The 15,975-nt window shown below is 59.8% G+C and carries 17 protein-coding genes; 10 read left to right on the top strand and 7 right to left on the bottom strand.

The genetic code is table 11. The features are described from left to right. Positions 1-390: 390 nt before the first annotated feature. Positions 391-696 (top strand): hypothetical protein, encoded by a 306-nt coding sequence (locus KR52_RS14445; protein ID WP_156957702.1) that lies wholly within the window; start codon positions 391-393, stop codon positions 694-696. Positions 697-736: 40 nt separating this feature from the next. Here the strand turns inward: KR52_RS14445 and msrA are convergent, their stop codons facing one another. From msrA to KR52_RS09970, 4 genes are all read right to left on the bottom strand, one after another. Continuing rightward, positions 737-1,453 carry a peptide-methionine (S)-S-oxide reductase MsrA gene (gene msrA, locus KR52_RS09985; protein ID WP_038555388.1) on the bottom strand — a complete coding sequence of 239 codons (717 nt, stop codon included), beginning with the start codon at positions 1,451-1,453 and terminating at the stop codon, positions 737-739. 24 nt (positions 1,454-1,477) lie between these two features. Next, positions 1,478-1,708, bottom strand: a complete 231-nt coding sequence (locus tag KR52_RS09980) for a hypothetical protein (protein ID WP_038555386.1) — start codon at positions 1,706-1,708, stop codon at positions 1,478-1,480. A 98-nt stretch (positions 1,709-1,806) separates the two neighbouring features. Continuing rightward, a complete protein-coding gene (locus KR52_RS09975) occupies positions 1,807-2,076 on the bottom strand; it encodes a hypothetical protein (protein WP_038555383.1) in 270 nt (89 codons plus the stop codon). 68 nt (positions 2,077-2,144) lie between these two features. Beyond that, the gene (locus tag KR52_RS09970; protein WP_038555380.1) at positions 2,145-3,908 is read right to left on the bottom strand and encodes an ABC transporter ATP-binding protein; all 1,764 of its coding nucleotides are present in this window, start codon (positions 3,906-3,908) and stop codon (positions 2,145-2,147) included. 150 nt (positions 3,909-4,058) lie between these two features. Between KR52_RS09970 and trpD the strand changes: the two genes are divergently transcribed. The 8 genes from trpD (at position 4,059) to KR52_RS09930 (ending at position 14,070) form a co-directional block, all read left to right on the top strand. Continuing rightward, the gene (gene trpD, locus KR52_RS09965; RefSeq protein ID WP_038555378.1) at positions 4,059-5,105 is read left to right on the top strand and encodes an anthranilate phosphoribosyltransferase; all 1,047 of its coding nucleotides are present in this window, start codon (positions 4,059-4,061) and stop codon (positions 5,103-5,105) included. 7 nt (positions 5,106-5,112) lie between these two features. Beyond that, positions 5,113-6,273, top strand: a complete 1,161-nt coding sequence (gene carA, locus KR52_RS09960; protein ID WP_173402218.1) for a glutamine-hydrolyzing carbamoyl-phosphate synthase small subunit — start codon at positions 5,113-5,115, stop codon at positions 6,271-6,273. 42 nt (positions 6,274-6,315) lie between these two features. Further along, positions 6,316-6,705: an STAS domain-containing protein gene (locus KR52_RS09955; protein WP_038555371.1), complete on the top strand. Its 390-nt coding sequence runs from the start codon at positions 6,316-6,318 to the stop codon at positions 6,703-6,705. After that, positions 6,702-7,112 (top strand): Mini-ribonuclease 3, encoded by a 411-nt coding sequence (locus tag KR52_RS09950; protein WP_038555368.1) that lies wholly within the window; start codon positions 6,702-6,704, stop codon positions 7,110-7,112. Before KR52_RS09955 ends, KR52_RS09950 begins: the two co-directional genes overlap by 4 nt. 15 nt (positions 7,113-7,127) lie before the next feature. Next, positions 7,128-8,675, top strand: coding sequence for a 23S rRNA (guanosine(2251)-2'-O)-methyltransferase RlmB (rlmB, locus tag KR52_RS09945; RefSeq protein ID WP_038555365.1), 1,548 nt, complete (start codon positions 7,128-7,130; stop codon positions 8,673-8,675). Positions 8,676-8,731: 56 nt separating this feature from the next. Continuing rightward, positions 8,732-8,977, top strand: coding sequence for a DUF1816 domain-containing protein (locus tag KR52_RS09940; RefSeq protein WP_038555362.1), 246 nt, complete (start codon positions 8,732-8,734; stop codon positions 8,975-8,977). A gap of 28 nt (positions 8,978-9,005) precedes the next feature. Next, positions 9,006-10,481 carry an Asp-tRNA(Asn)/Glu-tRNA(Gln) amidotransferase subunit GatA gene (gene gatA, locus KR52_RS09935; RefSeq protein ID WP_038555360.1) on the top strand — a complete coding sequence of 492 codons (1,476 nt, stop codon included), beginning with the start codon at positions 9,006-9,008 and terminating at the stop codon, positions 10,479-10,481. Positions 10,482-10,551: 70 nt separating this feature from the next. Further along, positions 10,552-14,070: a DNA polymerase III subunit alpha gene (locus KR52_RS09930; RefSeq protein ID WP_038555358.1), complete on the top strand. Its 3,519-nt coding sequence runs from the start codon at positions 10,552-10,554 to the stop codon at positions 14,068-14,070. A gap of 22 nt (positions 14,071-14,092) precedes the next feature. Here KR52_RS09930 and KR52_RS09925 read toward each other — a convergent pair whose 3' ends face one another. From KR52_RS09925 to ruvA, 3 genes are read right to left on the bottom strand one after another with little or no spacing between them, the layout of a single operon-like run. After that, positions 14,093-14,506 carry a PAM68 family protein gene (locus KR52_RS09925; RefSeq protein ID WP_038555356.1) on the bottom strand — a complete coding sequence of 138 codons (414 nt, stop codon included), beginning with the start codon at positions 14,504-14,506 and terminating at the stop codon, positions 14,093-14,095. A gap of 12 nt (positions 14,507-14,518) precedes the next feature. Beyond that, positions 14,519-14,788 (bottom strand): 30S ribosomal protein S15, encoded by a 270-nt coding sequence (rpsO, locus tag KR52_RS09920; protein ID WP_038555354.1) that lies wholly within the window; start codon positions 14,786-14,788, stop codon positions 14,519-14,521. Positions 14,789-14,844: 56 nt separating this feature from the next. After that, the gene (gene ruvA / locus KR52_RS09915; protein WP_038557205.1) at positions 14,845-15,489 is read right to left on the bottom strand and encodes a Holliday junction branch migration protein RuvA; all 645 of its coding nucleotides are present in this window, start codon (positions 15,487-15,489) and stop codon (positions 14,845-14,847) included. 22 nt (positions 15,490-15,511) lie between these two features. Between ruvA and KR52_RS09910 the strand changes: the two genes are divergently transcribed. Then, on the top strand, positions 15,512-15,973 hold the full coding sequence (locus tag KR52_RS09910; RefSeq protein ID WP_051834326.1) for a hypothetical protein: 462 nt from the start codon (positions 15,512-15,514) through the stop codon (positions 15,971-15,973). Positions 15,974-15,975: the final 2 nt, after the last annotated feature.

The following is a 15,975-nucleotide window of genomic DNA, read 5'->3' as shown; positions in this document are numbered from 1 at the left end:
CGACAGGTGACATCGTTGCAGCCATCATCGATTCATTGCTCGTGCATGTTGATCTATTTAATTTTCAAGGTTTCAGGGCTGGGTGGTCGACAGCGCCGACTTCTGGATCTGGTGAGTTCACCGCGATGAGACGGCATGGATCTGAGATTCAGAACTCTTCTCGAAAGGGGCCTGATCATCCCCGATGGCCCATCGTCGCTCAACGAAGGTCACGGCTTCCGCAAAGAAGCTTTTAACCGGTTGTGGCAGTCATCAACTTCAGAGCGATGCGGAAAACCCCAGCAGTCCCCAGTAAGGGGTGAAGCCGTCGAGGTCTGATTCCTTCTGCAAGGAGACTGTGTTCATCAAATTCTCATTGAACTCATCTGAAATGCGGGAGGAAGTCTTTCGATGAAATGGGGATTGTGTGTTGCAGTAGCGACGGCCTCACAGCGTTTGACGATGGGCACATCCAATGATCCAGCCAATCCGTCCATGGATCGCCCTAGATACTGGATAGTGAAAAATGCTGCTTATTGGGGATTGCAAACAAACTCAGATGGTCACGTTGGCCCCATTTCCGAGAACGATCTCCTATTCGTCTTTATGGAAAGACACTATATTCAATCGAAAACCTATGAACCGAACACAATGGAATCAGGCCGGAATTTAAACGGCTTCATTTTTAAGACTAAAACAACAGCTCAAGATCTCTGATTTTTGAATTCTAAGGACTCGCCTTTCTGTTGATCATGTTTCAGATGGAGAGCTGGATGGGGGAATTGTCGGAGCGGAGCACGCAGTGTTGGATTGACCAGTCGTACTTGTCCCAGACTTGCTTCGGAAGTTTGTAGTTGGAGCCTTCAAAGTCACCGAGCAGAGTCTGGGTTGGCATTGCTGAGCAGTACGGGCGACTGCCCGGTTTGGCCAGATATTGCTGGTGGTAGTCCTCGGCGAAGTAAAAGGTTTGATTCTCCAGTATTTCGGTGGTGATGGCGCCATAACCCTTCTCAGTGAGGGCGGCTTGATAAGCCTCCCGGCTGGCCAGTGCCAGTTGCAGATGTTCCGGATTGAAGGTGTAGATGGCTGATCGGTATTGGCTGCCGGTGTCGTTACCCTGCCGGTCTCCCTGGGTGGGGTCGTGGCATTCCCAAAACAGTTTCAGCAGGTCGCTGAAGTCCAGAGCCGGGCGACTCCAAACCACCCGCACAACTTCAGTATGTCCGGTTCTGCCCGAGCAGACCTGGTTGTAGGTCGGTTGCTCGGTTTGGCCGCCTGCGTAGCCCACAGCAGTGGTCACCACCCCCGGAAGTCGCCAAAACCCCTTTTCAGCTCCCCAAAAGCATCCACAGGCAAAGACTGCTTCCTCTTGGTCGGCCATCAGTGGAGCTTTGAGCGGCGTCCCCAAGACTGCGTGCTTATCCGGTGTGGAGGCTTCAGCTCCGCCACGGGGAGACAGCCAGGAAGGCAGCATGTTGATTTCGCCAATTAACGGAGCTTAGGCAGCTGATTCAGATCGTTGTTGCCGCATCAAGTTCGTGATCGAGCGAGAGTTGATGCCATGGTCGCCTGACTGACCGCCCGCACAAAAGAAGGCCGAACCAGGTTGTTCTGGAATAAAAATGCCTTGATCCTGCTGCAGGAATGGATGAAAATCGTTGACGGTTGGTGCTAACAGTTCATATGTGATGGGAATGAAGGCTGAATCCTTCGTGCTTTCACTGTTCATGGCTGTCCAGCCGATCAGCAGTGCTGCTCTGGAGTTTTAGCTGTTGAATTGGATCAATCAAGGTCGCGAATTATCCATACTTTCTGGAGGATTCGGTGTCAGTTTTGGCTGTCTGAAGCGAGTGGGGTTTGTGGTTCGAGTTGGATATGGTTCAACAGCGTTGTGACAAACGCAAACAGTAGAAAAGGCAGACTGAGGACGAGAATCAGCCCCACCCCAACAAGGGCAAACACCGGTCGCGACGATCCCATCAGGGCGAGACCTGAAGCCAGGCTCACAAAGATCACGGCCATCCAGGCCAGCACTTGCCCGTAGATGTCGCCAAACGTGAGCGTGCAGCGCACCGCAAATGGGGACCCGCTGGTCATGAAAACAATCGCCGTTCTTCCAGCTAAGCCACGAATATCACAATTGTCAGAAACAGCTCCGAGATTCTTCAGGAAGCCATGGTGTCCAGTTGTTGTGATGCCTGCTGACGCTCCCATAGTCGCTTGTAGACCCCGGGCTGCTGAATCAGTCGGCTGTGGTGCCCCTGTTGAACGATGCGCCCGCTCTCCATGACAAGGATTCGATCGCAGGCAGCGGCGGCAGACAGCTGATGGCTGATCATCACGATCGTGCGAGCATCCTGAGCTCGAATTGAATCGAGAATTGCTGCGGCCGTGTTGTTGTCGACGCTCGCCAAGGCGTCATCAAGAACCAGCACAGGCGACGACATCAGCAAGGCCCGTCCAAGTGCCGTGCGCTGCCTTTGCCCACCACTCAACGTGATGCCCCGTTCGCCAACGATGGTTTCGAAACCATCGGGAAATCCCTTGATGTCATCAGCCAGGCGAGCCTGATCGGCAGCCAGTTCGACCTGTTGATACGTTGCCTCAGGGTCGCCATAGCGGAGATTGTCAGCCAGGGAGCTGGTGAACAAAAAGCCCTCCTGGGGAACGATTGCCACATCACGGCGCAAATCCTCAAGAGCCATCTGAGTTACATCCACACCATCCAAAAACAGCTGGCCTGGCGAAAGGGGGACCATGCGTCCGAAGGCACGAGCCAGGGTGGTTTTGCCGCATCCCACTGCACCAACAACGGCCACGAGTTCTCCCGGTTCGATGCAGAAGCTCAGGCCGTTGAGCGTGTTGTTCTCAGCACTGTCGTAGTGCACCGTCAGACCACGGGCTTCAAAGCATCCCTTCCGTTGCTGGGTTGAGCGAGAGCGGACAGGCACAGGATCTGCATCTTTGATCTGAGGCTCGCGCTGCAGTAATTCCTCCACCCGCTCGAGGCTGACCTGTCCGGTCTGAAAGGTGTTGAGTGTGAAACCCAAGAGTGCCGTTGGGACCACAAGTTGCTCCACGTAGAGGATCAGTGCAACGAGACCACCAACACTGAGGCGGCCGGATTCGAGCTGACCGCTGCCGATGGCCAGCAGCAACAGCACCGACATCGATGAAATGCCCTGAAGCAGAGGGAACAGGGTGTTCTGAGTTCTCCCCAGACGAATGGCACTGTCTCGGTAGCTGCGGTTGCGTGCCGCAAAGGCCTCCTGTTCCGATGCCTCTTGGCCGTAGATCTTGATGGCTCCGATCCCCGAGAGGTCTTCCTGAATCAGATTGCTGAGAGCCGAAAGTTCTTCCTGCTGGGCGCGCTTCTGACGCATCATGCGCCCACCAAACAGCCGCACAGTGCTCAGCATCACGGGATAGAGCCCCACAGCGGCCAGGGTCAGCCATGGATCGATCGCCAACATGGCTGGAAGCGTGAGTGCGTAGGCCAGAAGCGTGTTGGTCAGACTGAGAATCGCGAATCCCAGCAGACGCCGGATGTTCTCCACATCGCTGGTGGCACGGCTGATGACTTCACCGCTGCCCTTGCTTTGAATCCACTCGGGTTCCTGACGGAGCATGTGCTCGAACAGGCGTTGGCGCAGATCAACTTCCACCTGCCGACCCACTCCGAAGATCAGCTGCCGCGAGGCCAGGCGAATCACTCCCATGGTGCTGGCAAGGAGCACAACCCACCCCGCCTGACGCAGGATCGCTGAATAGCTGAATCCCTCCTGCAGCTCATCGACGACGCTGCGCACTTCCATCGGGATCGTTACCCGCAGAATGTTGACCACCACCAAAGTGATGGCTCCCAACAGGACGGTGCGTCGATGGGGGCGCAGGTAGCGGCCGATCAGGTCGAGACGAAGCACAGCCATGCGAGCTCGTGGCTCCCGTTGGCTCGCCAACCTAGGCATCCGACTTCAACCGCTGGTCGTTCGTCGCTGATCTGAGAGATAGTGGGACGGTCCCCATCACCTGGCCCGGAGTGCCTCGCACCCGGGTTTTTTACTGCCAGCCAATCTTTCATGCCCTCAGACACGCGTCCCTGGTCCAGTTGTTTGGACCACCTGTTGCAGGGCAACAACCTGGCCTCTGAAGAGGCCACCGCTCTCATGCGTGCCTGGCTGGCTGAGGAACTCGAACCTGTTCAGACCGGAGCTTTCCTGGCAGGGCTGAGGGCCAAGGGAATGGTGGCCGATGAGCTGGCTGCCATGGCAGCTGTCCTGCGAGAGGCCTGCCCCCTCCCCTGTGCCCGTCCAGATCTGGCCATGGTCGATACCTGCGGCACCGGTGGCGATGGTGCTGACACCTTCAATATTTCTACAGCTGTCGCCTTCACCGCCGCCGCCTGTGGCGTCAGTGTGGCGAAGCACGGAAACCGCAGTGCCAGCGGCAAGGTGGGTTCAGCTGATGTCCTGGAAGGGTTAGGGCTCAACCTCAAGGCACCGTTGAACAAGGTGGTGGAGGCCTTGCCAGGAGCTGGGGTCACGTTTTTGTTCGCTCCGGCCTGGCATCCAGCCCTTGTGAATCTGGCGCCGCTGCGACGCAGTTTGGGGGTGCGCACGGTGTTCAATCTGCTGGGTCCCCTGGTCAATCCCCTGCAGCCTCAGGCGCAGGTTCTCGGAGTGGCGCGTTCGGAGCTTCTTGATCCCATGGCTGGAGCTCTTCAGCAATTGGGCTTGACCCGCGCTGTAGTGGTTCATGGTGCTGGAGGCCTCGATGAAGCGTCGTTGGCGGGTCCCAATGCCTTGCGTTTGATCGAATCCGGGGGCATCACGACAAAAGAGGTTTCCCCTCAAGACCTGGGCTTGACGCGGGTGGGCCTCGATCGGCTTCGGGGTGGGGATTGCGCGATGAACCAGCAGATCCTTCAGAACGTTCTGCAGGGGCAGGGATCGCTGGCGCAGACGGAGGTGGTGGCCTTCAACACAGCGTTGGTGCTCTGGGCTGCTGGGCTGCAAACCGATCTGTCGGCGGCTACCGTCCAGGCTCTGACTGTTCTGAACGAGGGCAAGGCCTGGGACAAGCTTGTCGCTCTACGCGAGGCCCTGTCCGACGGAGATGGAGAATGAATGACTGATGACCTGCGGCGGCCCTTCGATGCCCGATTCACCATCAGACAAGGCTTATCTCGTCCTTGCCGATGGCACGGTTCTCACCGGTGTCGGCTTTGGCCATCGCGGCACCACCATTGGTGAGGTGGTGTTCAACACTGGGATGACCGGATATCAGGAGGTGCTGACAGACCCCTCCTACGCCGGCCAATTGGTGAGCTTCACCTATCCCGAACTCGGCAACACAGGGGTGAACGCTGATGATCAAGAGGCTGATCGCCCTCACGCCCGTGGCGTGATTGCTCGCCAGCTGGCTCCGTTGCCCAGCAACTGGCGCTGTGAACAGCCCCTTGAAAGCTGGATGCAGACCTTTCAGCTGGTGGGTATCAGCGGTTTGGACACCCGTGCCCTGGTCCGTCACCTGCGTGAGGTGGGGGCCATGAATGGTGTGATCAGCAGTGACGGCCAGACCCCGGCGCAGTTGCTGGAGCTCCTGAAGCAGGCCCCGTCGATGCAGGGGCTCAATTTGGCCGACCGCGTCACCACCCGTGAGCCCTACCAATGGAATCAGGCCTGCAGTGTTGGCTTCGATCAGCGTTTGCAGCGTCGCAGCGACGCTCCTTTCCGCGTCGTCGCCATTGATTTCGGGATCAAGCGAGCCATCCTCGACCGCCTTGTCGCCCATGGCTGTGACGTCACTGTTCTGCCGGCAGACACGGATCTGGCCACGGTTCGTTCCCATCGCCCTAACGGTGTCTTTCTCTCCAATGGCCCTGGCGACCCGGCGGCGGTGAGCCATGGGATTGCCCTGGCCAAGCTGTTGCTGGAGGAATCCGATCTACCCCTGTTCGGCATCTGTCTGGGCCATCAGATCCTTGGCCTGGCCCTCGGCGGCGAGACCTTCAAGCTGTCCTATGGGCATCGCGGTCTCAATCACCCCTGTGGCACCACAGGCCAGGTTGAAATCACCAGTCAGAATCACGGTTTCGCCCTCTCCGCTGATTCGCTGGATCCCACCATCATCGATGTCACGCACTTCAACCTGAATGACCGCACCGTGGCGGCGATTGCCCACCGTCAGAAGCCTGTTTTCGGGGTGCAGTACCACCCGGAAGCCAGTCCTGGACCCCATGACGCGGATCATCATTTCGCCCGGTTTGTGACGCTGATGGCCGATCGTCGTTGATGAGGTGGTAGTCCACGCTCAGCATCACTACACTTCGTGCCGATGATGCCTGGGGGGCTTGATCCCATCAGCGAACTGCAGCGACTGACCGTCTCTCTAAGGGGCGGATTCGAACAGAAGGCCGGATGTCTGGTGTTTCACTTCACCGGCCAATTGGATGCGTACTCCGAGAAACAGTTCATGGACTACGTGGCCGATGTCCTGAAGGCCAGCAAACTTCCTGCTGTTCTTGACCTGAGCAAGATCGATTTTCTTGACTCATCCGGCCTCGGAGCTCTGGTGCAACTGGCCAAACAATGCACGGATGCCAAGAGATCGTTTCTACTCGTCGGCAACACGAGGGTGACCCAGACGGTCAAATTGGTGCGACTTGAAGAGTTTCTGCATCTGGTGGACGATCTGCCGACCGCCCTGAACCAGCTGGCTGCTTGAGCGACTGGATTCGCAACCACGCTCCTGTCGGCATCAACGAGCAGTTGGGCCCATTGCAACTGGCTTGGATCGGTGATGCCGTTTGGGAGTTGCATCAGCGTCTCCGCCATGGAGTCACGCCCGGTCGCTCCGCTGACTTGCACCGCGCTGTCGTGGCTGATGTGCGCGCCGATGCTCAATCCCGTTTTCTGGCCCTGCTGGAAAATCGCGAACTGCTGACCTCCGAGGAACGTGATCTCGTGCGTCGAGGGCGCAACAGCGCAGGCCGTGGTCCTCGGCGTGCCGATGCCGCTGTGTATGGAAGGGCCACAGGATTTGAGACAATGGTGGGCTGGCTGTTTCTGAACAATCCAGCCCGGCTTGCGGAGCTCTTCGATCACCTGGAGCAAGCCGGATCCAACCCATAACGTTGCCTTGACACCATGAGCCCTCGCTTTGAACGTCGCTCCAGCGGCCCATCCCGCGATGGACGTTCGGGGCCAGGAGGGAGTGGCAGTGGCCGACCGCCACGGGGCAGGACGCCCGCTGGCCGACCATCTTCAGGACGCTCCTCGATGGGGCGCCCCAGCGATGCTCGGCCTATGCCAAGCAACCGCCGCTCTAATGGCGGTCGTTCGCCTTACGCCAAAAGTGGTCGGGAAGGCAGCGGTTTCCGCGACAGACGCCCGCCACGCGATGGCGGCTGGGAGCGCTCGAGCGGTGGTGATCGTTCCGGTTATCGGTTCACTGAGCGGTCTGGGGATCGTTTCGATGATCGAGCGGGTGATCGCTCGAAAGAGCGGTTTGGCAATCGCTCGCGTTCCTACGACCGGGATCAGAACGCCTCCCGTTCGGACTCTCAAAACGACCGCTCGGGGCCAGGACGTTTTCGCGATCGCAACAACCGTTATGGAGACCGTCGGCGTTCCGGGGATGAACGGCGCCAACCGTCCCAACGCACCAGATCCCGTTACGACGAGGGCCGTCCTCAGCGCCCAGATGCAGCACCGGAGGCCGCAGCAGCCATACCCCCAGCAGACGATCTGATTTGGGGGCGTCATGCCACCCAGGCCGCATTGGAGGCCGGACGACCCATCCATCGCATCTGGTGCACTGCAGAGATGCGCAGTGCGTCCAAATTCCTCCAGCTTCTGCGTGAGGCCAAGGCCTCGGGCGTACTCGTGGAAGAGGTGACCTGGGCCCGGCTGGGACAGATCACAGGTGGGTCTGTTCACCAGGGCATCGCCCTTCAAACGGCGGCGGCGGAAACCCTCGACCTCGACAGCCTCATCGAGGGCTGCTCGGATCTGGGGGAACCTCCCTTGTTGGTGGCCTTGGATGGTGTCACCGACCCCCACAACCTCGGGGCAGTTGTTCGTTCTGCTGAGGCGATGGGCGCCCACGGTGTGGTGATTCCCCAGCGCCGCAGTGCTGGCTTGACCGGTTCGGCCGCCAAGGTGGCCGCCGGAGCCCTGGAACACCTGCCGGTGGCGCGTGTGGTCAACCTCAATCGGTCCCTGGAAAAGCTCAAGGACGCCGGCTACAGGGTGGTGGGCCTTGCCGCTGAAGGGGATGTGACCCTCACCGATGTCGACCTCAGCGGCCCGCTGGTGCTGGTCACCGGATCCGAGGATCAGGGCTTATCGCTGATGACCCGGCGCCATTGTGATCAGCTGGTTCGCATCCCACTGCGGGGCATCACTCCCAGCCTCAACGCCTCCGTTGCCACAGCTCTTTGCGTCTACGAAGTGGCACGTCGCAACTGGATGAAGGACATTCACGGCCAAGCGCCTTCTCCGCCGATTCGGCGGCCCAATCTTGCGGGTGCTGAATCGTCCGTTGAGACGGATTCTGCTGCTGCTGCTGCTCCGCCTGAACAGCCTGAAGCTCCTGTGGAGAAGGCCCCGGAACATCGGATTGATCTTGATCTGAACCCACCGCAGCCGGATGCTGCCTTGCCGTTCGATCAGAACATCCAGCTATCTCCCTGAAAACAGCGCGCTTACCAAGATCTCGGGGCACAATGCCCCGAGGTCCTTGTTCTCCCATGAGTCCCCTGATTCGGCCGCTGCGCAGCCTTGCCAATGGCTTTGGAGTCGCTTGGTGGGCGCGTGTTCAGACCTCAGGCCCTGATGTGACCTATTGGTTCGGTCCTTTCATCACCCGCAAGGGGCTGGAGAGCGAGCTCAGCTCCTTCCTGGACGACGTCAAGTCGGAGCAACCCCAGTCGATCAGCCATTCCCTGCTGCGGACCCGGCGCTCCGAGCCCCTCACCATCTCAGCGGAGGGCTGATCCTGCGGCTGATAGCGTCCTTGCTGCAATGGATCGCAGGGACATGACGATCAGCGCGTGGCGTCAGCAACTGCAGTGCGGCGAGGTTTCCTCCCGCGAGCTCGTTGATCAGCACCTCAAGCGGCTTGAACGTTCTGAGCCTTCGCTGAATGCTTTTGTTGAAGTCACGGCCGAAAAGGCCCGTGCTGAGGCGTCACGCATCGATGAAGCTCGCGCCGCCGGCGAGAACCTGGGCCCCTTGGCTGGACTTCCCCTGGCGATCAAGGACAACCTCTGCACCAAAGGTGTTCGCACCACCTGCTCCAGCAGGATGCTTGAGCAGTTCGTGCCGCCCTACGAATCCACGGTGACCGAGCGGCTTTGGCAAGCCGGTGGTGTGTTGGTGGGCAAGACAAACCTGGATGAGTTCGCCATGGGTGGCTCTACCGAAACGTCCGCGTTTGGTGCCACGCAGAACCCCTGGAACACCGCCCATGTGCCGGGCGGTAGCTCCGGTGGCAGTGCTGCGGCTGTCGCCGCCGGCAGTTGTGTCGCTTCGCTGGGGTCCGACACCGGTGGCTCCATCCGCCAACCGGCGTCGTTCTGTGGCGTGGTGGGCCTCAAGCCCACCTACGGCCGCGTCAGCCGTTGGGGCCTGGTGGCCTTTGCCAGTTCCCTGGACCAGGTGGGTCCCTTCGCCGGCAATGTCGAGGATGTGGCCGAACTGCTCCAGGTGATCGCAGGACCCGATCACCGCGATTCCACCTGCCTTGATGCAGCGGTTCCCGATTTCAGTGCCGGCCTCAACCAGTCGATCAAGGGGCTCAAGGTAGGGGTGATCAAAGAGTGCTTCGACGCCGAAGGCCTCGATCCCGAGGTAAAGGCATCGGTGCAGTCCTCTGCTGCCCAGCTTGAGGCTCTTGGCGCTGAACTGGTGGAGGTGAGCTGCCCCCGGTTCAACGACGGCATCGCTACCTACTACGTGATCGCACCATCGGAGGCCTCGGCCAATCTGGCGCGATACGACGGTGTCAAATACGGCTTCCGTGCCGAAGACGCCGACAGCCTGGCTGCAATGACGGCGAGAAGCCGTGCTGAAGGGTTTGGCGCCGAGGTGCAACGGCGAATCCTGATTGGCACCTATGCCCTCTCCGCCGGATACGTTGATGCTTACTACAAAAAGGCGCAGCAGGTGCGCACCCTGATCCGGCGAGACTTTGATGCGGCCTTCAAGAGTGTGGATGTGCTGCTCACGCCAACAGCGCCGTCCACGGCCTTCAAGGCTGGCGCCCACGCCGACGACCCTCTGGCGATGTATCTGGCCGACCTGCTGACGATTCCGGTCAACCTGGCTGGACTCCCCGCCATCAGTGTTCCCTGTGGATTCAGTGCGGCGGGTCTTCCGATCGGGATGCAACTGATCGGCAATGTGTTGGATGAACCGCGTCTGCTTCAGGTGGCTCACCAGTACGAGCAGGCCGCGCAGGTGTTTGCGTCACGCCCGGAAGCCGCGCTGGTTCCCTGAGTTGCGCCACATGTGGGGGGTTGTGTTCCCCCTGAACGCTGGATCTTGCGTCGGGTCCTAATCTGACCCCATGGCTTTCGTTCCTCTCCACAACCACAGCGACTACAGCCTTCTTGATGGCGCGTCGCAGTTGCCTGCCATGGTGGAGCGGGCGAAGCAGCTGGGCATGCCGGCCATCGCCCTGACCGATCACGGCGTGATGTACGGCGCGATTGAGCTGCTGAAGCTCTGTCGGGGTACGGATCTCAAGCCGATCATCGGCAATGAGATGTATGTGATCAATGGGTCCATTGACGACCCGCAACCTAAGAAAGAGAAGCGGTACCACCTGGTTGTGCTGGCGAAAAACGCCACCGGTTACCGCAATCTGGTAAAGCTCACCAGCATCAGTCACCTGCGGGGGATGCGGGGACGCGGGATCTTCTCCCGTGCCTGCATTGACAAGGAACTGCTGAAGCAACACAGCGAAGGTCTGATCATCGCCACGGCCTGCCTCGGCGGTGAGATCGCCCAGGCGATTTTGCGTGGTCGCCCCGATGTGGCTCGCAAGGTGGCAGCTTGGTATCAGGAAGTCTTCGGCGACGACTATTACCTCGAGATCCAGGACCACGGATCCCCGGAGGATCGGATCGTCAACGTGGAGATCGTCAAAATTGCCAAGGAACTCGGCATCCAGATCGTTGCGACCAACGATGCCCACTACCTGAGCAAGCAGGACGTTGAAGCCCACGACGCATTGCTCTGCGTGCTCACCGGCAAGCTGATCACCGATGAGAAGCGGCTGCGTTACACCGGTACCGAATACATCAAAACCGAGGAGGAGATGGGCCTTCTTTTCGGGGATCACCTTGAGCCTGAGGTGGTTCAGGACGCGATCGCCAACACAGTCAAGGTGGCTGAGAAGGTGGAGCCCTACGACATCCTTGGCCACTATCAAATGCCCCGCTTCCCCATCCCCGAGGGCCACACCCCCGTCAGCTACCTGAGGGAGGTGACGGAGCAGGGATTGCGGGATCGGCTCGAGCTCAGCCTTGAGGCTCCCTTGCCCGACGACTATGCCGAGCGCATGGCCCATGAGCTCAAGATCATGGAGCAGATGGGATTCCCCACCTACTTCCTGGTGGTCTGGGATTACATCCGCTTTGCCCGGGAACAGAACATCCCCGTCGGCCCGGGTCGTGGTTCCGCTGCAGGGTCGCTTGTCGCGTACTGCCTGGGGATCACCAACATTGATCCGATCACCAACTGCCTGCTGTTTGAGCGCTTCCTCAATCCGGAACGCAAGTCGATGCCTGATATCGACACTGACTTCTGCATCGAGCGTCGTGGTGAGGTGATCGACTACGTCACCGAGCGCTACGGCGAAGACAAGGTGGCGCAGATCATCACCTTCAACCGGATGACGTCCAAGGCGGTGTTGAAGGATGTGGCCCGAGTGCTCGATATTCCCTACGGCGATGCCGACCGTCTGGCGAAGCTGATCCCTGTGGTTCGCGGCAAGCCCGCCAAGCTCAAGGCGATGATCGGCGAGGAATCCCCCAACCCCGAGTTCCGCGAGAAGTACGAGGCTGATCCGACGGTGAAGCGTTGGGTGGACATGGCCATGCGGATTGAGGGCACCAACAAAACTTTCGGGGTTCACGCTGCTGGTGTGGTCATCGCCGCTGACCCCCTCGATGAACTGGTGCCATTGCAGCGCAACAACGATGGTCAGGTGATCACGCAGTACTTCATGGAAGACGTGGAATCCATGGGTCTGTTGAAGATGGATTTCCTGGGGTTGAAGAACCTCACGATGATCGAAAAGACCCTCGAACTGGTGGAGGTGAGCAGTGGCACCCGTGTCGATCCCGACAAATTGCCGCCCCAGGATGAAGAGACCTTTGCCCTTCTGGCGAGAGGTGATCTGGAGGGGATCTTCCAGTTGGAATCCAGTGGCATGCGGCAGATCGTGCGTGATCTCAAGCCGTCATCCCTGGAAGACATCTCCTCGATCCTTGCTCTCTACAGACCGGGTCCCCTCGATGCTGGCCTGATCCCCAAATTCATCAACCGCAAGCACGGCCGGGAGGCGATCGACTTCGCCCACGCGATTCTTGAGCCGATCCTGTCCGAGACCTACGGAATCATGGTCTACCAGGAACAGATCATGCGGATAGCGCAGGATCTGGCCGGTTACTCCCTGGGTCAGGCAGACCTGCTGCGGCGGGCGATGGGCAAGAAAAAAGTGTCCGAGATGCAGAAGCACCGCGGCATTTTCGTTCAAGGTGCCGGAGAGCGCGGCGTTGATCAAAAGGTCGCCGACGAACTGTTCGACCAGATGGTTCTCTTTGCTGAATACTGCTTCAACAAGAGCCATTCCACGGCCTATGGCGCCGTCACCTACCAAACGGCTTATCTGAAAGCGCACTACCCGGTTGCTTACATGGCGGCCCTGCTCACGGTGAATGCTGGAGCCGCCGACAAGGTGCAGCGCTACATCTCCAATTGCAATGCGATGGGTATTGAGGTGATGCCCCCGGATGTGAATGCTTCGCTCACCGATTTCACCCCCAACGGCGATCGGATCCTGTTCGGACTCTCCGCCGTACGCAACCTTGGGGACGGTGCGATTCGTCACTTGATCGCCGCCCGCGACAGTGACGGGCCCTTCCGCTCCTTGGCCGATCTGTGCGATCGGCTCCCGTCCTCGGTGCTCAACCGCCGGGGTCTGGAGTCGTTGATTCACTGCGGTGCCCTTGATGCCATGGATCCGCAGGCCAACCGTGCTCAGTTGATGGCTGATCTGGATCTGCTGCTCGATTGGGCCTCCTCACGGGCCAAAGACCGAGACAGCGGCCAGGGCAACCTCTTTGATCTGATGGCTCCTGCCGCCGATGCCGATGGGCCGGCGGATCTCAGCCATGCACCCAAGGCTGCACCGGTACCGGACTATCCCCCGACCGAAAAGCTGCGTCTCGAAAAAGATCTGGTGGGCTTCTACCTGTCCGATCACCCGCTCAAGCAGCTCACCCCCTCCTCGAAACTCCTGGCCCCCATCGGTCTGGGCTCCCTGGAAGAACAGCCAGACAAAGCCAAGGTGAGTGCCATTGCGATGGTGACTGAAATGCGCCAGGTCACCACGCGGAAGGGCGATCGCATGGCGATTCTGCAGCTCGAGGATCTCACCGGAAGTTGCGAAGCCGTGGTGTTCCCCAAGAGCTACGCCCGCCTCGCCGATCACCTGATGGCCGAAGCGCGATTGTTGGTGTGGGCTGGCGTGGATCGGCGTGACGAGCGCGTTCAGCTGATCATTGAAGACTGCCGCGCCGTTGATGAGCTCAATCTTCTGCTGATTCAGCTCCCCTCAGATCAGGCCAGCGACATCGCCATCCAACACAAGTTGCGGGAATGCCTGAACCAACATCGTCCGGAACGGGATGAGTTGGGCGTCAAGGTGCCCGTGGTTGCTGAGGTGCGTCACGGCGACACCGTTCGCTACGTGCGACTTGGGTCGCAGTTCTGCGTCAAAGATGTTGATGCAGCGATCGCCTCGCTTCGCACTCAGGCTTTTGAAGCCCGCAGCAGCGACCGTCTCGTGCTCTCCTGATCAGGCCATCAGGTGAATCCGATCAGGCTTTTGAGTCTTTTTGCTGCTGCTTCTGGGCCCGTATCGATTCCTTCATCCGCTGAACGTTCGGCTTGAAATTCTCGAAGCCGAGCAGAGAGCCGGGTTCGGGGTCCCAGCTGGCGGTCAACACACCAACGCTGAGGCCGACCAGTCCCAGTAGGAAGAACAGGCCGGAGCCCGTGAGCGTCAGTCCAGGAGGAATATCCGCGATGCCGCGGGTGACCACGACATAGCTGCCAACAAAAACTCCCATCCCAGCGAGGGACGGGAGGCCTGTGAAGACAGCCACACGACGAGCCATCCGATCGGCCACGTAACGCGGAATGGCTTCCTGTCGAGGAGCCCCTGAAGCAGGCTTGCTTCCCTTGCCAGACCCTTTGGGCTCAAAGGGGAGGGCATTGCGTTGCTCAGCCATGGGGCAGTTGGATCAGCCGCGGATGCCCAGTTTGGCGATCGTGTCGGCGTAGCGTTGCTCGCTCTTGCTGCGCATGTAGCTCAGCAGGCGCTTGCGGCGGCCAATCATCTTGAGCAGCCCCTGGCGTGAGGAGTAGTCATGGATGTTGTTCTGCAGGTGGCTGCTGAGACGGTTGATTCGCTCACTCAGCATCGCCACCTGAACCTCGGCCGAACCGGTGTCGGTGCCGTGGGTCTGGTGGGTGTTGATCAGCTGCTGCTTCTCGGTGGTATCAAGCGACATGCGCGGGGGGCGGCCCTGTCAGTGCAAACAACCAGCTTACCTTCGCGGGGGACGGCTTAGGCCGATTCGCGACTCAGCCACTGGAGGCAGCCCCGCAGCCAGGCGTCCTGATCTTCTCCTGCAGGGGGTTGACCATATGCTCCCTCGGCGATGGCACGGATGGCGCGACGGATTTCGAGATCGTCGTAACCCAGCATCGACAGGGTGGCTTCGACGTCGGCTCCGCTTTCCGGCATCTGCTCAGAGCTGATTCCCTCAGCGAGCGATGGGGCGGGATCGACGCCGGCGAAGGCCGCAATGGAGGCTCTGAGTTCCACGGCCAGGCGCTCGGCGGTGCGTTTGCCGATGCCCTGCGCCTTGCAGAGTCGACGCAGGTCACCGCTGCTGATGGCGTCCACCAGTTCCTGGGGCTTGCATTCCTGCATCAGGGCCAGACCCGCTTGGGGTCCGACACCGCTGACGCTGATCAGCAGTCGGAACAGATCCCGTTCTTGACGCACGGGAAAGCCATAGAGGCTGCTGCCGTCCTCCCTCTGCACCTGATGAATCCACAGGTTCAGATCCTGCTCAGCAGGAAGGTTCTGCTGGTGCCGTTCTGTGAGGTGCACCTCGTAACCCACCCCACCGCAAACCAGCAGAACGCCGCTACGGTTGCCTTGGGTCCAGCACTCCATCGGTCGTCCCTGCAGCCAGCCGATCATGGGGAGAGGTTTCAACCGCGTCATGTTGCCGCAGCTGTCATTGCCTGTCTCTTCTTTCAAGCGCGTTGTGCGCCGTTTGCTTCAGGTGCTGTGCGTTCTATCGATCTTGGTTTCACTGACGGCATGCAATGGATCTCAGCCGCCACGGGCTTTACTAAATGAAGCGCTGGCCCTTCAGATTCAGCTCACCCAGTCGGCAATCGCCAGCTCCCTCGATCTCACCCCGATGCCCATCGCCCCAAGCGTGAGCCGGGTGCGGGTGGAGGACCAGGAAAGTTTTGCCCTGGGTGACGAGCAGGGCCTGAGGATTTCAGGCCGCTTCGACTGGCAGCTGCCCGGCGATCGTGTGCAGGTGGACAGTCCGTTTGAACTGTTTATGCAGCGGGGCTCCCGTGGTCAGAGCTGGCGTCTGGCCAGACCCAAGGGCGGATCCGACGACCGCCAGGCCTGGCTGACGTACCCCCTGGGTTTGGAAAAAGCTTGAGC

Source organism: Synechococcus sp. KORDI-52 (genome assembly GCF_000737595.1).
GTDB lineage: Bacteria > Cyanobacteriota > Cyanobacteriia > PCC-6307 > Cyanobiaceae > Parasynechococcus.
This window is presented reverse-complemented; position numbering and strand designations above follow the sequence as displayed.